The 14935-nt window shown below is 68.8% G+C and carries 16 protein-coding genes; all 16 read right to left on the bottom strand.

Annotated features, from left to right (window positions below):
- Positions 1–6: 6 nt before the first annotated feature.
- The gene (locus tag AB4078_RS10230; RefSeq protein WP_441977047.1) at positions 7–447 is read right to left on the bottom strand and encodes a single-stranded DNA-binding protein; all 441 of its coding nucleotides are present in this window, start codon (positions 445–447) and stop codon (positions 7–9) included.
- Positions 448–510: 63 nt separating this feature from the next.
- Positions 511–2304: a type IV secretory system conjugative DNA transfer family protein gene (locus tag AB4078_RS10225; protein WP_441977046.1), complete on the bottom strand. Its 1794-nt coding sequence runs from the start codon at positions 2302–2304 to the stop codon at positions 511–513.
- Positions 2301–2903 (bottom strand): hypothetical protein, encoded by a 603-nt coding sequence (locus tag AB4078_RS10220; protein WP_441977045.1) that lies wholly within the window; start codon positions 2901–2903, stop codon positions 2301–2303. The genes AB4078_RS10225 and AB4078_RS10220 overlap by 4 nt, the downstream gene beginning before the upstream one ends.
- Before the next feature lie 9 nt (positions 2904–2912).
- The gene (locus AB4078_RS10215) at positions 2913–3926 is read right to left on the bottom strand and encodes a DNA-processing protein DprA (RefSeq protein ID WP_441977044.1); all 1014 of its coding nucleotides are present in this window, start codon (positions 3924–3926) and stop codon (positions 2913–2915) included.
- A gap of 104 nt (positions 3927–4030) precedes the next feature.
- On the bottom strand, positions 4031–5293 hold the full coding sequence (locus tag AB4078_RS10210) for an ATP-binding protein (protein ID WP_441977082.1): 1263 nt from the start codon (positions 5291–5293) through the stop codon (positions 4031–4033).
- A gap of 230 nt (positions 5294–5523) precedes the next feature.
- Positions 5524–6333 (bottom strand): hypothetical protein, encoded by an 810-nt coding sequence (locus AB4078_RS10205; protein ID WP_441977043.1) that lies wholly within the window; start codon positions 6331–6333, stop codon positions 5524–5526.
- Between the two features lie 66 nt (positions 6334–6399).
- On the bottom strand, positions 6400–7857 hold the full coding sequence (locus AB4078_RS10200; RefSeq protein ID WP_441977042.1) for an SCO6880 family protein: 1458 nt from the start codon (positions 7855–7857) through the stop codon (positions 6400–6402).
- A 7-nt stretch (positions 7858–7864) separates the two neighbouring features.
- Positions 7865–9154 carry a conjugal transfer protein TrbL gene (locus AB4078_RS10195; RefSeq protein ID WP_441977041.1) on the bottom strand — a complete coding sequence of 430 codons (1290 nt, stop codon included), beginning with the start codon at positions 9152–9154 and terminating at the stop codon, positions 7865–7867.
- A gap of 14 nt (positions 9155–9168) precedes the next feature.
- Positions 9169–9441, bottom strand: coding sequence for a DUF6112 family protein (locus AB4078_RS10190; RefSeq protein WP_441977040.1), 273 nt, complete (start codon positions 9439–9441; stop codon positions 9169–9171).
- 106 nt (positions 9442–9547) lie between these two features.
- Complete coding sequence (locus AB4078_RS10185; protein WP_441977039.1) at positions 9548–9814, bottom strand: DUF6112 family protein; 267 nt, start codon at positions 9812–9814, stop codon at positions 9548–9550.
- Positions 9811–10995 carry a M23 family metallopeptidase gene (locus tag AB4078_RS10180; RefSeq protein WP_441977081.1) on the bottom strand — a complete coding sequence of 395 codons (1185 nt, stop codon included), beginning with the start codon at positions 10993–10995 and terminating at the stop codon, positions 9811–9813. Before AB4078_RS10180 ends, AB4078_RS10185 begins: the two co-directional genes overlap by 4 nt.
- Positions 10996–11007: 12 nt before the next feature.
- A complete protein-coding gene (locus tag AB4078_RS10175) occupies positions 11008–11724 on the bottom strand; it encodes a hypothetical protein (protein WP_441977038.1) in 717 nt (238 codons plus the stop codon).
- A complete protein-coding gene (locus tag AB4078_RS10170; RefSeq protein WP_441977037.1) occupies positions 11721–12818 on the bottom strand; it encodes a ParB N-terminal domain-containing protein in 1098 nt (365 codons plus the stop codon). Before AB4078_RS10170 ends, AB4078_RS10175 begins: the two co-directional genes overlap by 4 nt.
- On the bottom strand, positions 12805–13683 hold the full coding sequence (locus tag AB4078_RS10165) for a hypothetical protein (RefSeq protein ID WP_441977036.1): 879 nt from the start codon (positions 13681–13683) through the stop codon (positions 12805–12807). Before AB4078_RS10165 ends, AB4078_RS10170 begins: the two co-directional genes overlap by 14 nt.
- 90 nt (positions 13684–13773) lie before the next feature.
- Positions 13774–14220, bottom strand: coding sequence for a hypothetical protein (locus AB4078_RS10160; protein WP_441977035.1), 447 nt, complete (start codon positions 14218–14220; stop codon positions 13774–13776).
- Positions 14217–14927 (bottom strand): DUF2637 domain-containing protein, encoded by a 711-nt coding sequence (locus AB4078_RS10155; protein ID WP_441977034.1) that lies wholly within the window; start codon positions 14925–14927, stop codon positions 14217–14219. The genes AB4078_RS10160 and AB4078_RS10155 overlap by 4 nt, the downstream gene beginning before the upstream one ends.
- Positions 14928–14935: the final 8 nt, after the last annotated feature.

Genomic DNA, 14935 nt, shown 5'->3' with positions numbered 1-14935 from the left:
CCGAGTTCACCGCCCCATCGCGACCGTTGCAGCAACGGTTTCGGACTCGTCCTCCGGAACGGGAACTGGAGATGGTGCGATCGACGGCGTGCGACCGACGTCGGGTGTCTGCCTGGGCGTTCGGGTGACCTCGTAGCGGGGATGCGTCGTATCGAAGAGCAGCTTCGCCGCACGGAACTCCGTCACCTCGATTCGCTGTCCGTTGCTCTCGAAGGTTCGCGGCTTGAACTCGCCGAGAGCGACCACATCGTCGCCGTTGCGGAAGCGCTCGTACGAGGCCTCCGCGCTCGCTCCAAACATGACGAGATTGACGTAGTCGGTGCCCGTGATGGTGAATGTGCCATCGGTCTCGCGCCGGTAGTGCTTCTGGCCCAGCTTCGCCACGAGCACTGCCCCGTCATCGCGTCCGCGCTTCAGTTCCAAGTCTTGGGCCAGGTAGCCGGACACTGACTGCCGAGATTCAACGTTCATTGCTCTGCTTTCGCTCGCGGACCGCATCGGATCGCGGTCTCACAAGGCAGGTGCACTTGCCTCGTCCGGCGGTTGTTGAAGGTGCGCCTCGACCGTCGCGCGGTCGTCGCGGAGCTGGGTGGCGTCGGCGCGTTCGGTCCAGCGGCGCAGCCGGGTCACGATCGGGGGTGCCGAGCGGAGCAGCACAAGTGCGGTGCCGAAGGGGAGGCGGCGGATGGTGTCGGGGGGCATGACCTGGACGCGACGGATGGAGCGTTGTGCGGATCGTGAGCCGTGGTCGCCGATGGTGGTGGAGTCGGTGGTCTCGTCGCGTTCCCCGATGAGAGTGGACAGATCGTGGAGGTCTTTCGAGTTCGATGCGCCGCCGAGGATGATCTTCACGATCGCGGCGTCCCAGATCGCGGATGCTGCGTTCTCGGACCATTTCTCTCGTGCTTGGGCGAGGGACTGCAGCACCGGCATCGTGGTGATCCCGGTGCCGCCTCCCTCGGCCATCAGTGTCGGGAGCGAGGGGAGCGGGCTGAGGTTCGCGACCTCATCGAGTGCGAGCAGCAGGGGCGGGTCGAGTCGCGCGCCGGGGCTGCGCGCGGCGATCCGGCGGGCGGCTTCGATGAGGTCTTCGATGAACGCGGCGACTAGCGGGGCGGAGTTGTTCGCCCCGGCCGCGGTTGCCAGCAGATACAGGGTGCCCTTCTGCTCGAGGAACGCTTCGGGGTCGAACGCTTCGTCGGGGCCGGGTGAGACGGCGTCCAGCACGCGTGGATCGGCGAGGGCGGACAGGGAGAGGGAGACGCCTTGCCAGATGGAGTCGCGGGTTTTCGGGTCGGATTGCAGCATCGCCTGTAGCGCGTCGCCCCATCCGCGCGCGGCCTGCGGGTGGGTGTTCAGGATCGCGGCGGCGCCAGCCGCAGCGGACGGATCGAGGGTCCAGGTGAACAGCTCCGAGGGTTCGCGTTTGTCGAGTGCCGCGGCGTGGAGGAGGCATTGCAGGGCGACGCGGGTTTTCGCTTCCCAGAAGTCTCCGCCTTCAACTCCGCCTGAGCTGAGCCCCGTGGAGGACGCGAGCCCTGCGGCGCGGATCATCGCGGTGAGCGGGTCATGACAGCCGCGCACGGGCGACCAGCGCAGGCCGGCGGGGATGCCCGCGGCGAGGTGTTGCGGATCGAAGACCGCGACGGGTCCGATGCGTGCCCGGGCCTTGAGCGTGGCGGTCACATTGTCTGGCCTGGTGGAGGTACTGATGACGGCTCCGGGCGCGTCGAGGATCGTGTTGATCACGACGTGGAGTCCTTTCCCGGAGCGGGGTGGTCCGATGAGCAGGATCGAGTCTTCGACGCTCGCCCACACCTCGACTCCGCGGGACGCCCCGACGCGATAGCCGACGTCCACCGGGTGCGGGTCTGCAAGTGACGGGCGCAGGCTCCCTGCCCGCAGTAGAGCCTTCGAGGACGCGGCACGCGTGACGTCGGCCCGGGTTGCGATTCCCGCGATCCGGTACGGATCGACCGCTGCCTGCCGAGCATGGTTCCGCACGAGCTGCCAGACGCACCAGAACGTCGCCGCGGCAGCCATGACTATGAGCCCTGCCACGATCCAGTAGACAACCGGGTTCAACCCTCGTGCGCCCAGCACAGCCGCGGGATTGTCCGGGTGCAGCAGCACGCCGGCCCCGGCCGCCAATCCCTCCTTGGGCTGCACGGTGCCGGTGAGGAACGCGGTGATCGCGCCGGCGGCGCGGAGGATCGCGGCGAGTATCACGATTCCGACGACGAGCGCGAGCAGAGCGTTGGTGAGCTCGTCGCCGAGGGACCCGGTCGGGCGCGGCCCGGTCATGTGGGTTGTCCGATGTGGAGGGTGCCGGAGATTCTCCCCATGAGGATCACTTCACGGGTCGGGCTGGCGGCGAGGTGGCGGGCGTCGAGGAGTGCTCGTACTATCCCGTCGGGGCTGGCGCTGGTGTGGGCGATGACGAGTGCGACGGCGATGTCCTCGCCCGGCACGAAGCCCTCCCCGCTCGCCTGCGCCAGCACGGTCGGCGGGGCGGCGGAGGCGGCGGGGGTGATCTCAGCCGGCCTGGGTGGGCTGGCCTCGTCGGTGGTGGTGCGGCGTCTCGGGGCGATGTTGTCGGTGTAGAGGTGGCCGTCGGCTTCGACCACCGTGACGCGAACCCATCGGGCGCGATGGTTCGTGATCTGGTCGATCACGTGCGGGAACGACTCGCGTCGCCAGGCTGGCGCGAACGGCTTCGGCAGGTACGGGCGTCCGTCGAGAGTGACGGTCATCGTGCCGTCGTCCTGAACGACCATCCGAACCCCGGGCAGCACCGGGGGGATCTGCGGCTCGGGGCGATGACGGAACAGCTTTGACAACAGACAACTCCAATCAGACAGGGCGCGCGCGGTGACGCGGTTCGGACCGTCGGCGTCATGCAAGGGGGCAGGTCAGAGCGTGCGGGCGGTGGTGTCCGTGCGGAGGGGGCTGTCGTCGGGCATCTCGATCGTGTGGCTCGCTTGGCGTGCGGCGTCGCGTCTGAACGCCACGGCTCCCGGGCCCGCGTCGAGGAGGGTGGTGATGTCGCCCGTGTTGGTGATGACGGTGGCGGTGCCGTCTTGGAGGAGCCGGTGACAGCCGGCCGACGCGGCGGACGTGATCGGTCCCGGCACGGCGCCGACGGGCCGGCCGAGGTCGTGCGCAAACGACGCGGTCAGCAGCGTGCCGGAGCGGTATCCGGCCTCGACGACCACGGTCGCGCCGGAGATCGCAGCGAGCTGCCGGCCCCGTTCGATGAACCGGCTCCTCGTCGGTGCCGCGCCCGGGGGCAGCGCGGACACGATCAGGCCCTCCTCGCCGATCCGCTCCAGCAGCTCCTTGTTTCCAGCCGGGTACAGCCGATCCAAGCCACCGCAGAGGACCGCGACGGTCGAGCCTGGGCGGCTCATGACTGCGCCGCGGTGTGCGGCGGCGTCGATCCCGTATGCGCCGCCGGAGATCACGATCCGCGGTTCGCGGGCGAGGTCGGAGGCCATTTCGAGGGCGGCGTGTTCACCGTACGAGGTCGCCGCGCGGGCACCGATCATCGCCACCCGGGATGACAGCGAACTGGTCAGCAGTTCCGGGTTGCCGCGTGCCCACAGGGCGACTGGGGCGGCGTCGCCGAGATCGGAGAGTCCGCTCGGCCACCCCGCGGCACCGGGAGCGAGTACCCGCAGGCCGAGCTGGTTGGTCCTGATCATCAACCACAGCGACAGGTCTCCCTGAAGACGTGGCGTCACCCGGCGCCGCCACAACTCGCCCTGGGGTCCATGGACACCGGGGAGGGCAGCGTCAGGGTCGCGGAGCAGCCGGAGTGTCTCGATCGGCCCCACCCGGGCGGTGACCGAACCGGTGATGCGGTCTCCGGGTTCGGACACCGCGGCGAGCACCATCCGCGCTGATACCTCTTCGCTGATCTCCACCGCGGCCTCCTCGTCCGTCCTGACAGGCAGGTAGGTGGCGTGGCCCCAGACCCGGGAGCCAACCGCGACCGAAGACAGGACGCTGGTGCGACGTCACTTGTGCGTCAGAGCATCCGTGATCGGGTGTCGAAGAGTTCCAGCTCGGCGGGGTGGAGTTGGTGTTGCACGACGAAGGAGCGGTCCTTGATCTTCCAAAGTCCTTGCCCGATGCCGAGCCCCGGGAGGAGAGATTGCTCGGTTCCGGTGAGCCCGAGGGCTTGGGCGGTGACGCCGAGCTGGTCGGATTCTTGCCGGTAGATGATCCTGGTTTCCGCGTTCGCGAGGAGGGAGGAGGCCAGCGCCCGCATCCGGGATCCTTGGTCTCCGACGTTGTCCAGGTCGGTGAGCTTGTGGAAGATCAGGAGGTTCGCGATCCCGAGGTGGCGGGCGAGTCGCCATTGCGCGTCCATGCGGGCGAGCAGTGCGGGGTAGGACATGAGCCGCCAGGCCTCGTCGTAGACGACCATCCGGTGCCCGCCCCGCGGGTCTTGCAGGGCGGCTTCCATCCACGCCGATGAGCAGGTCATCAGCACAGCGAGCAGTGCACTGTTCTCAGCGACGCGTGACAGGTCAAGCGACAACATCGGCAGGGTCGGGTCGAACCGCTCGGTGCTGGGCCCGTCGAACAGGCCGGACAGGTCACCGGACACGAGGCGGCGCAGAGCGTGCCCGACCAGCCGCCCATCTTCCGCCAAACGCCCGGCGGGATCGTCGGACACGGCGGGGGTGAGGATGCGTTCGACGACCATGGGCAGGATCGGGACGTCGGCGGATCGGACGGTGTCGGAGAGGGCGATGTCGATGGCGGTGTGTTCGACGGGGGAGAGTCGCCGGTCGAGCACGGTTTCGGCGAGCGCGCCGATCAGGTCACGGCGGCGGGCCGCGACTTGCGCTGCCCATTCTTCGTTGGGGATTCCGGAGGCTCGGTAGCCTTCGTCGAGCGGGTTGAGCCGGGTCGGTAGCGAGGGGCCGAGGACGATGGCGTGGCCGCCGACCGCGTGCGCGACGGCGGTGTGTTCGCCTTTCGGGTCGCCGGGCACATAGACGCGCCGTCCGAACGGGATCCCGCGGGTGTACAGCGATTTCGCGAGTGAGCTTTTCCCGGCGCCGACGATGCCGGCGAGGATCAGGTTCGGTGCCGTGATGAGCCCTTGCCGGTACAGCTCCCACGGGTCGTACACGAAGCTGCCGCCGGAGTAAAGGTCCTGTCCGATGAACGTGCCGGCGCTGCCGAGGCCGCCTTCGGCGAGGAACGGGTAGTGGCCGGCGAGCGTCGCGCTGGTGTCCTGATGCCTGGGGATCCGGAACCGTCCGGGTGTGCGCAACATCGCAGGCCCGGGCTCTCCGGCCTGGGGAAGGTATACGGTGCTGCGCCGCTGGTCCCGGTCGGCTTCGTACCGCGCTCGGGCGAGCGCACGTTCGGCGTCGCGGGCCTCGGCGCGGAGGCGGGCTGCGGCGTGTTCGCGGGCGCGTCGGTGTGTGTGGAGTTCACCCTCTGGGTGGAGCAGGACCGACGTGTGCAGCCGGCCCTCTGAGCCCTGGCCGGTGTCCTGCCCGCTCACAGCGCGAGGTCCCGAGTCGACGCGAAATCGGAGGTTGTGGCGTCGTCCAGGTTCGGGTTGCCGAGCCGGTCCCGGCGCGCTGGCACCTCTAAGGAGGTTGCCGATGGGGAGAAGCCGGACGGGCGTGTCGCGGGGGTGGGGTGGTCGATGCCGACGAGGGCGGGATCGGGGAGCTGGTCGTGCTGCCGGTAGAGGCCGACGTAGCTCAGGAACGGGTTGTAGACGATCGTGTACGCGCCGTTGGTCGCGGTGCGGTCGAGTTTCGCGACCGGGGGTTCGGTGTAGACGTACCCGTTTTCGAGGGCGGCGTCCACGGTCTCGGCACCGTGGTCGTGGCCGGCGAGGTGTTCGATTCCCGCGCTGGTCCCGGCGAGTTGGATGATGTCGAGCACTTCGTCGGCTTCCTCACCCTGCAGGAATACGACGTTCACGTATCGCGATTGCATGGCTGATGTCGGTGGGGTGCGCCAGGCGATTGTCGCCGCGGAGCGGGATGCGCGCTCGAGTGCTTGCTCCATGTCGTCGGCGAGTGCGGATGCGTGCTGTAGCCGGTTCACTGTGTCCTGCACTGCTTCCGCGCCGGCCTCGATGTTTCCGTGGTCGTTGGTGGCGAGGTGGCGGGAGGTGACGAGGACGCCGGAGAGCTGGTCGAGCACGTCGTCGAGCCGCCGCACCGTGGCCAGCAGTTCTCCGATCAGCGGGTACGCCTGGCGGGGATGGTCGCCCTGGCGGATCGCGTGCGCCACGCCGCGCATCGCGGCGGCGGCTTCGGCGGCATCCGCCGTGGCGTCGGTGAAGGTCGGCATGATCGGACTCCATTCGGCGAACGCGAGCGTGGGTTGCCTGTCAGGTGCTCCCACCGTCTCCTCGGGTCAGATCGTGCGGCAGAGGGGGAGTGCGGCGGCGGTGAACGCTTGCGCTTGTTGCCCGACGAGGCGGCGGGTCTCACAGGACGTTTGGATCGCGGCCTGCTCGATCTGCGCGACCGCAGCATCCAACTCACCGATCGTGGGGGCGGAGACGGAGATGAGGCCGACGGTGCGCAGGACGCCGTGGCCGCTGGTGAGCTCGGCCTCCTGCTGCAACACGTCCTGGAACTCTGCCGACGCCTGAGCATCGTCGACCTGCCCCACCTTCTGTCGCTGGGTGGCGTCGGAGAGAAGCTCAGTCTTCTTGCGTCGCAGGTCCCGGGCCGCCTGGTCGGTCCGCAGGGGGAGATAGTGCAGGGACACAGTGCGCAGAACCCCGCCGGAGAGGATCAGCGGGGCGAGGAACCCGGGATACACCTGAGACCTGGGCCATTCACTGATCCACAGCACAGCATGGTGGGCGCTGTCTGACCGCAACCGGTCCCATGTCTCGGTGACCGCCACGGGACCGGCGGTAGCGAGGTCACGGCCGACCGCGCCGTGCCGTTCCAGGGCGGGACCGGCTGCGGGGTCATAGGCGGTGCGGAGGATGATCGCGACCTCGCCGGGGGTGAGCCATCCGGTCACGGTCAGCTCCGCAGACCGCAGCGCGGAGGTGAGGGTTGTCATCTCCTGCCGCAGCACGGCGGCGGCGCCGAGCATCCTGCCGCCGGCGGCACGGATCTGCCGGGCCGCGGCGCGCAGGTCCAGGGCGAGGGAGATCGTGGTGGCGTGGCGTTCCCCGGCGGGACCGGCGCGGTCGATCAGCTCCCGGTAGGTGGTCGCCGCCCAGGAGCCGTCGTCGTGTCCGTGCTGCTGCCACCATTCAGCGAGCCCCGTTCCCGCGTCAGGGAGGGTGCGTTCGGTGACTTGGATGCGTGCGATCCGTCCGGACCGGCACGCCGCGGCGAGGGTGCGCCCCCACCCGTTCACACGCCGTTGCTGCTCGCCGGGGTCGAGGAGCACGAACGCTGGATGAACGACCCCGAGGATCACGGTGAGGGTCTGCGCGTGCGGGTCGTGGATCATCGCCGCGTCTGTCTCCGGGTCGTGCCATTCCCGCAGCGCCGCGGCATCTCCCGGGAGTGCGAGTGTCCCGGCCGGGCGGGGACGCATGAGCTGTTTCCGGTAGCGGGTTTGCTTCGCGCGGGTGCGCAGGATCCAGCGGGTGACGATCGGCGCCCATTCCACGACCCGCCGCCCGCCGACCGGGATCCACGCGACCGCAATCAGAGGCACCCAGACTGGTGACGCCGCAGCGAACCCGACCGCACCGGCGGTGTACAACGCGACGATCGCCGTGACGACGGCCAGGGCAAGGACGATGACTTGCGGGAGGGAGAGTCCGAGGAGGATGCCGCGGCGGGTGAGGCGGGAGAACTGCACCGGACCCAGCTGCCCGTGATTCCGTGACGAGGACATGCGTCGTTCAGTCCCGTCCGGGCGTGCTCGTGGGCGGCGGTGAGGCCTGGTCGGCGGCGGCACCGGCATGCCCGTCGGCGGCGGCACCGGTCGCGCCGCCGAGCTTCGGGCCCGCTGTCGCGGCGGCCTTCACCACCTCGGCACCGATCACCACAGCGGCAGCAGGACCCGCCGCCGCGGCACCGGCGCCTCCCGCTGCGGCACCGGACCCGCCACCCGAGGCTGCACCTGCTGCGCCGCCGCCGCTGGTCGCGCCCGCGATGTCCGTACCCGCGCTGGCGGTCTGACCGCCGCCCGGCGCAGGGGACTCTGGGGCGTCGCGCCTGCCGCCTTCGAGGACCTTCTTCGGCGGCAGTCCTTGCGGGGCGTTGGGGACGGGGATGGGCCGGTTCATGGCCTGCTTGGCTTCCTGCTCCATCGACATCGCCTGATACATGTCGAACCCCACGAACGAGAGGAACTTGTACGCGAGGTAGGGAGCGAACGCGGCCATGAACATCAGCACGATGCCCGCGATCGGGTCCGACACCGACGCGAGATCCGGGGTGATCGGGGCGGCGACCTGACTGATCGCGACCAGGAAGATCACGGTCATGACGAGCTTGGACGCGATCATCGCGACCACGAACGTCGCCCATTTCCCGAACCACCCCTTGGTGGCGTCCCAGGTGAGCCCGGCGAGTGCGATCGGGCCGAACACGATCGCGACCAGCAGCAGAGCCTTGCGGACGAGGAGGGAGAACCAGACGATCACCGCTGCAGCGATCGCGAGCCCGGCGAGGAAGATCGTCACGACCGCCCCCACCCCCGGGGCGGCGATGTTGATCGTAGTGAGCCCGGCCACGAGCAGGCCGATGCGCTCACTCATCGACTGCATCGTGTTCCCGGTGGCCTGGATGATCCCGATGCAGAGCTGGTCGACGATCTCCAGCAGCAGCCCGGTCAGAGTGACCAGCACGAACGACCCGAGGATCGACTTCGCCAGCCCGAGAGCCGCGCGGGACAGGGCGGTGGGGTCACGGTGGATGACTCCGGTGATGAGTTGTAGGCAGAAGAACGTGAGCATGATGAACACGGCGACGCCGAAGAGGATGTTGTAGACGCCGACGTATCCGGGTCTGGTCACGACGACGAGGGTGGTCGTGTCGAACACGGACCAGACGGCGGTGAACATCCAAGACGCGGCCTGACCCATCGCGTGGGCGAGCCAGTCAAACGGGGCGGCAACGAGCGTCGCCGCGCCCTTGCCGACGGTGGAGCACACGGCCGAGATCACCGGCACATCACAGATATCCATCGTGGAACCTGGAGTCAACGCACGGCCTGGCCGACGCCCCACGCGAAATTGATCAGCGTGACGGCGGCCCCGCAGATCACCGCGGCCCCGCACGCGACGAGCACACCGGTCTTGCCCCGGGACGCGAGGTGCGGGTTGGAGGAGTTCGCGCCGAACCCCCACACGATCGCCGACACGATCAGCGCCAATACGGAGAGGATCAGCCCGACCGTCATCACCGCGCCGACGATCATTCGCAGCTGATCAATGCCCGGTAGCCCGGTGCCGTTGGGTGTGATGTCGATCATGGGCGTGGTGCTCCTGCCAGAGAGGGGGACGGTTGGGGTGCCGTCAGGCAGGTGCACGCGCTCAGCCGCGAGCCGCGACCTGCGGCGCGAGTGGCAGCTGCGACTGTTAGAGCGGGCTGCCGAGTGTGAGCAGGAAGTTCGCCCAGGCGACGCCGGCACCGGCGAGGGCGGCGGCGCCAAGCGCGACAAACAGGCCGATGCGTGCTCTTCTTACGGTCTGGTAGTTGCCGTGCGAGGAGGCAATGCCCCACACGATTGCGTTGATGATCAGCATGAGCACGGCGAACACGAGCACGAACGTCAGCAGCGCGCCGATCACCTGGCCGAACACAGTTGCGGCACCGACCGCACCGAAATCGGGGAACACTTTCATCGGACACTCGCCTTAACCGGGCAGCCGATCGAGGCCGTGCCCGTGTTGCCGCTGGGCTGGGCGCCGTGGGTGGTGAGCCAGTCGAGAGCGTTGACGGGTGGTTGTCCTTGTCCGCCGGGGTGGATTTCGAGGTGCAGGTGCGGGCCGGTGGAGCGGCCAGCGGAGCCGACGTCGCCGATGTGCTGTCCGGCGGTCACGGTTTCACCGGCGGTGACGTGGATCCCGGTCTGCCACATGTGCGCGTAGAAGGACGCGACAGGTTGCCCGTTCACGGTGTGCTCGATGACGATCAGCCCACCCCACCCGCCGCCGTACTCGGCGACCGTGACGCGGCCGTCGGCGATCGCCAGGATCGGGGTGCCCTCAGCGGCAGCGAGGTCGGATCCGGCGTGGAATGCACGTTCACCGGTGAACGGGTCGGTGCGCCATCCGAAGGAGTCCGTGACGGTGTAGGACCCTGCGGGGAGTGGGAACACGATCCCGCTCGTCTCCGGCACAGGGGGCTCGCTTCCCGTCCCCTGCCGAGTGTTGCCGGGGGCGGGCTTGGTGAGGGTGGCGAGGATGGTGTCGGCGACGGGCTGCCAGCTCCGGTACCGGTCAGGGAACGCGGACACCTCGACGGCCTGTGCCGCGGATCCCGGGTCGAGCTGTGACCATCCCGGGATGTCGAGAAGTCCGCGAGGGCTGCCGTGGTTCGGGCCGCCCGGGCCGCCGTAGAACGCTCGCGCTTGGTAGGCCGGGTCCATGAGTTCGGCGACGGTGCCCCACCCGGACGCGGGCCGCATTTGAAACAGGCCCAGGCTGTCGTGGTCAGAACCGTTGCCATCGTTCGGGAACGACCTGGACTCGGGATAGCTGGCGGTGTTTGCGAGCATCCGTAGCGTCGACTCCGTGAGGGCCGCCATCAAAGCGATGCGGATCCCGGCCTGCCCGACGCCGGGTGTTGCGGCACCGACGGTGATGATCGTCGCGGCGCGGGTGAGCTGGCGGCGGTCCAACGTGACGTGAGTGCCGTCCGCGGTGACGGCCTGCAGCTGGTCGGGGATGGCCCCAACCAGCAGCGACTCGGTCACGCACGATGCGGTCGCCGCGGGGTTCATGAGCACCCCGATGGCAACGAGCGCGGAGGACGGAGCCACGCAGAGCAGTGCGACGGCGAGGAGGACGAGCTTCTTCCACATTCGGGTCACCGGCTAGCGGAGTGGAGTGTCGAGGCCGGACAACCGCAGCAGACGGCACGGGTCGTCGAGGGGGCAGGCGACGAAGATCGTGAACGCGACAGGATGCTCGTAAGTCGCGGGCGTGGTGTGCCAGGTTCCCGTGCGGTGCCGGGTGCCGTCGACTGTGACCGCCACGGCACCGGGCGGCAGCTGTCCGGGACGGGCTTGGGTTTTCGCCGTCACCCAGCCCGCCGGGATTACGGCAGCCGTGATCGTGAGCGATTGCCGCACCTGCGTCGGCCGCAGCTCTGCCCATGTTTGCTGGTCCGGGAAGTACCGGGCGACATCGGCCGCTACCGTGACTTGATCCGCGGGGCTGGCGGCGTCGATGAGGACCTGCATGTAGGGGGCGGGGCTGTCCTCGTCCGTGGTGTCCCAGTCGACGAGTCTGTTCGCCACCGCGCGCGCGAACGGGATGGCCTCCGGCGTTTTGGGGAGCGTTCGCACGGTGAGGTCTCCGACCGGAGTCGATGAGCCCGCCATTGGTGTGGCTGATGGGCTCGGCGGAGAAGCAGGTGCGGGGCCGCGTAGCAGCCCGTACACGCCGACCCCGATGACCCCCAGGACGAAGATCCCGATGATGCTGCCAGAGATGAGCAGCCGGCGACGGTGTCGCTCGGCTACTGGCGCGCCGAGGATGGAGTGACCGTTCATGCCCGAGAGGTGCACGGAGGCGCCCCGTCCGGTCATCCGGCCAGCGCATCCCCGCGGGAAGCAACGGACGCGGCGGCGACACGGATCTCCCGCAGACGATCCGCGAACGTAATGGTTTCCGCGAGCACCTGCTCGAACCGGTCCCATTGCTCCGTCGTCAGCGCCGGTGCGAGCACCGTGGGGTCGTATTTCTTTGTCCACCCGGCCATGTCGTCCCAGAGCGCCACGAACGCCCGAGGTGGCAGCATCACGACGGTCAGGCGCGATGCCGGTTCGCCTCGCCGCTTCCCTTTGTCACTCTTCGTACCTGTCCTGGCTGCCTTGACCCGGGCGACTGCTTCTCGCGCGAGGCGTTCGAGGTCTGCCGTCCGGGAGCTGTCCGCGGCACGCACCTGTGCGGCCGTGTTCGCGGCTTGCTCGCGCAGCGATGAGGGTTGTCCAGAGTCGGCAGCGATCTGGTCGAGTTCCTCAAGGGTCAGGGCGGCGTTCATCCGCACGTGTGCGTGGTGCACTTTCCCGCCCGCTTCGATCCGGGCGACTTCCTCTGCCGCCTGCGCGCGGATATGGGCCGGTTGGGTTTCGTCGTGTGCGAGATCCTTCAGCCGGCCCACCTCCTCGAGCATGGTGTACGAGTTCCGGCCCATCACCAGCTGGGCTGCTTGAGCCCGGCTCTTCCCCCGTTCTTCGGATGGTGGTGCCGAATCGGCACCACCGTGTTCTCCTGCCGAATCAGGGGCACCGAACCGGGTAGCGGCCTGTCGCCGTTCGGCGTCCTCCGCGAGGACGACCTTCAACTCCCGGTACAGAGACTCCGCCTCGATCAGCGAGAGCGGCTTGTGCAGGGCGTTGTCGTTCTGTTCGGCGAGGAGTCTGCTGAGCCGGTCCGTGAGGCCCGATCGCACCCACACGTTCGTCGTACGGTGACCGAGTCGGCGCAGCGCCTCAAGCCGACGCCTCCCGCACACGAGAGCGCCGTCGGGCGTGACGGTGATCGGCTGCAGGAGACCCTCCCTCTGGATAGAATCCATGAGCGCATCGATGTCGCCGAGGTCTGTGCGATGCCGGACGCCGACGGTGATGGAGTCGAGGGTGCGCTGCACCTCGACATGTCCCGGGCTACGGGCGACCATGGCGCCCGCCCGCTTGGGGGGCCGACACCACAACCTCGGAGACTAGGGTCTCGTCGGCGAGCAGTGCGCGAAGCGGCTCACCCGTGAGTAGCCGGTACAAGATACCTCGGGCGGCGTTCGTGTGCGCGCGGGTCGGGTCAGGGTTGCCGAGGACCAGACGCAGCATCGTCAGCCAAGACTCCGGCGGGAGGTCGAGGAGGACGCGAGCCTGGAAATCCCGACGCAGAGATTCGAACCCGGATGCCCGCGACGGCAATTCGGTCAGCCGGGCGCAGATGTAGTCGATCGCTGCCTGGGCGGGCTCTTGTGGCCATCCGAGCAGATGGAATAGGGCGACCGCGTCAGCCACCGCTGAACGTACTCGACCGTTTTCACCGTCCCGTCCCTCGTCTGCGTCGTCGCCGTCGAGTGAGTCCGGTGTGCGCAGGCTCGGGTGATAGTCGGTGAGGGGGTTTTCGCGATCGCTGAACCGCTCGGCGTCGTGGTGTACGGAGTAGGCGGGGCGGCGCGCCTGATGGACGGAGCAGAGCAGGCCGTTCGCGCGTTCCTCGGCGATGCAGGTGACTTTCACCGCGCGGGTGATGACGGCCCACGGGTTCTCCGCCCGACGGACGGCACCTGTGCGCATCGCGTCGAACGCCGCTGCGGCTGCTTCCCACCGGTCCAGGCCGTGCCTGCGGGCGAGAGCGGCATACCGGTTCGCGGCATGCCGCATCAGCGCCGCAACCTCTGGATCGTGCCGCCACGCCCACTGTCCCTGTTCGTGGAGCCGGATCAGCAGCGTCCGAAGCTTCTCAGCGTCCTCAAACTCTCTCCCCGCGCCTAGGGTGGGCGTGCCAGCAGGATCCGTCGTGTTCATCATCATGGTGTCGGTACCTCCTGAAGAGGAGGTACACATCCGGTGCCGCCCGCTGAGACGGGGCAGCACGGGAAGACGCTCGACGTGCATAGGCTGTCACCTCAGACTGATCCCGGAAAGTTCTGGACTGATCTCTTCGGTGGGGTAGTCCCGGCCGCCCAGGCTCAGATCCGGTAGCCGCCGCTGTCGGTCGCTGATCGCTCGGTTGGCGCGACGAAGGCCGCCGCCCGCGCCGGCACGGAACCGGCGGACGAGCTCCGCGTGAAGATCGATCCCGCGGCCCGCTGCTCGTGCGCCACTGCGGGCGACAAGCTCCGTCGGTCTCACCCACGACACGGTCCGAGGAGCAAGCCGAACATCGCGCGCAACAGGCACGGTCGCGCCGGACGGGTCGACGTGAGTTGCAAGGGTGGACCGCTCCGAGGATTCGGTGCTGGGGTGTCGCGGGGTGTCGAGCCAGGCCGGTCGCGCGACGTCCTCGAGGGCGGGCGTCGCTTCACGCTGCGGCGAGGCGTCCATGTTGGTCCGGTCGTTCTCGTTCATCGAGGTTCCCTTCGCTCATCGGTATCGGGAGCCGCCTGAGCCTGATCCGCGGCGCGGCTCGGATCGGACGCGTAGTCGGGTTCGTGATTTGGCGGGCGCTTCGCGAACCATCGGCCGACGGTGGATGGGGCGACCTTGAGGTGCGCGGCGATCTGCTTGTTCGACCACCCCAGAGCGCGCAGTTCCGCAGCGGCGTTGAGTCGATCTGCGCCTGCGGGCGCGTCAACGGGAGGTCCAAGCGACGTCGCAGGGTCCGGGGGTGTGATCCTGGGTACAGAGCGCACTCTTGGCGGCAGCGAGTTCTTGGCCGGCACGGGGGATAGCCGGGCGGTGCGGTCTGGGGGGCTGGTGAGGACGACGGTGAGGTGCGTGATCGCCAAGAGCACCACGGGAGGAACCGCTGCGACGCATGCAGCGAGGATGCTCGGCACGTCGGCGTCCGCAGCGACGACGGCATGAATGGAGTTCGCCGTGATCGAGACGGCCGCGGCACCAGCGAGCAACGTCCACGGATACCAGGCAGCGCGTTCGCCAGCCAGCGCGACAACGGCGACGGTCGAGACCACGATGACGCCATCGACGATCAACGGCCACGCCCACGCCTGCACCGGACCGATACCTGATCGCCTCGCGAGGTCGGCAAGGGAGGTGAACGACAACCAGAAGGCACCCGCGGCGATAAAGACCGTCCCCGTTGCCGCCGTCATCACGGCCC

It is taken from the genome of Microbacterium sp. 2MCAF23 (genome assembly GCF_052115565.1).
Lineage (GTDB): Bacteria > Actinomycetota > Actinomycetes > Actinomycetales > Microbacteriaceae > Microbacterium.
Note: the sequence above shows the minus strand (reverse complement) of the source record. Positions and strands in the feature narration are given on the sequence as shown.

Bases quoted from the DNA above. Each gene is read 5' to 3' on its own strand.
- AB4078_RS10210 (WP_441977082.1), bottom strand. From the start codon at position 5,293: ATGTTGCGCACACCCGGACGGTTCCGGATCCCCAGGCATCAGGACACC.
- AB4078_RS10180 (WP_441977081.1), bottom strand. From the start codon at position 10,995: ATGTGGAAGAAGCTCGTCCTCCTCGCCGTCGCACTGCTCTGCGTGGCT.
- AB4078_RS10160 (WP_441977035.1), bottom strand. From the start codon at position 14,220: ATGAACGAGAACGACCGGACCAACATGGACGCCTCGCCGCAGCGTGAA.
- AB4078_RS10155 (WP_441977034.1), bottom strand. From the start codon at position 14,927: ATGACGGCGGCAACGGGGACGGTCTTTATCGCCGCGGGTGCCTTCTGG.
- AB4078_RS10195 (WP_441977041.1), bottom strand. From the start codon at position 9,154: ATGGATATCTGTGATGTGCCGGTGATCTCGGCCGTGTGCTCCACCGTC.
- AB4078_RS10200 (WP_441977042.1), bottom strand. From the start codon at position 7,857: ATGTCCTCGTCACGGAATCACGGGCAGCTGGGTCCGGTGCAGTTCTCC.
- AB4078_RS10165 (WP_441977036.1), bottom strand. From the start codon at position 13,683: ATGATGATGAACACGACGGATCCTGCTGGCACGCCCACCCTAGGCGCG.
- AB4078_RS10190 (WP_441977040.1), bottom strand. From the start codon at position 9,441: ATGATCGACATCACACCCAACGGCACCGGGCTACCGGGCATTGATCAG.
- AB4078_RS10225 (WP_441977046.1), bottom strand. From the start codon at position 2,304: ATGACCGGGCCGCGCCCGACCGGGTCCCTCGGCGACGAGCTCACCAAC.
- AB4078_RS10175 (WP_441977038.1), bottom strand. From the start codon at position 11,724: ATGACCGGACGGGGCGCCTCCGTGCACCTCTCGGGCATGAACGGTCAC.
- AB4078_RS10205 (WP_441977043.1), bottom strand. From the start codon at position 6,333: ATGCCGACCTTCACCGACGCCACGGCGGATGCCGCCGAAGCCGCCGCC.
- AB4078_RS10185 (WP_441977039.1), bottom strand. From the start codon at position 9,814: ATGAAAGTGTTCCCCGATTTCGGTGCGGTCGGTGCCGCAACTGTGTTC.
- AB4078_RS10170 (WP_441977037.1), bottom strand. From the start codon at position 12,818: ATGGTCGCCCGTAGCCCGGGACATGTCGAGGTGCAGCGCACCCTCGAC.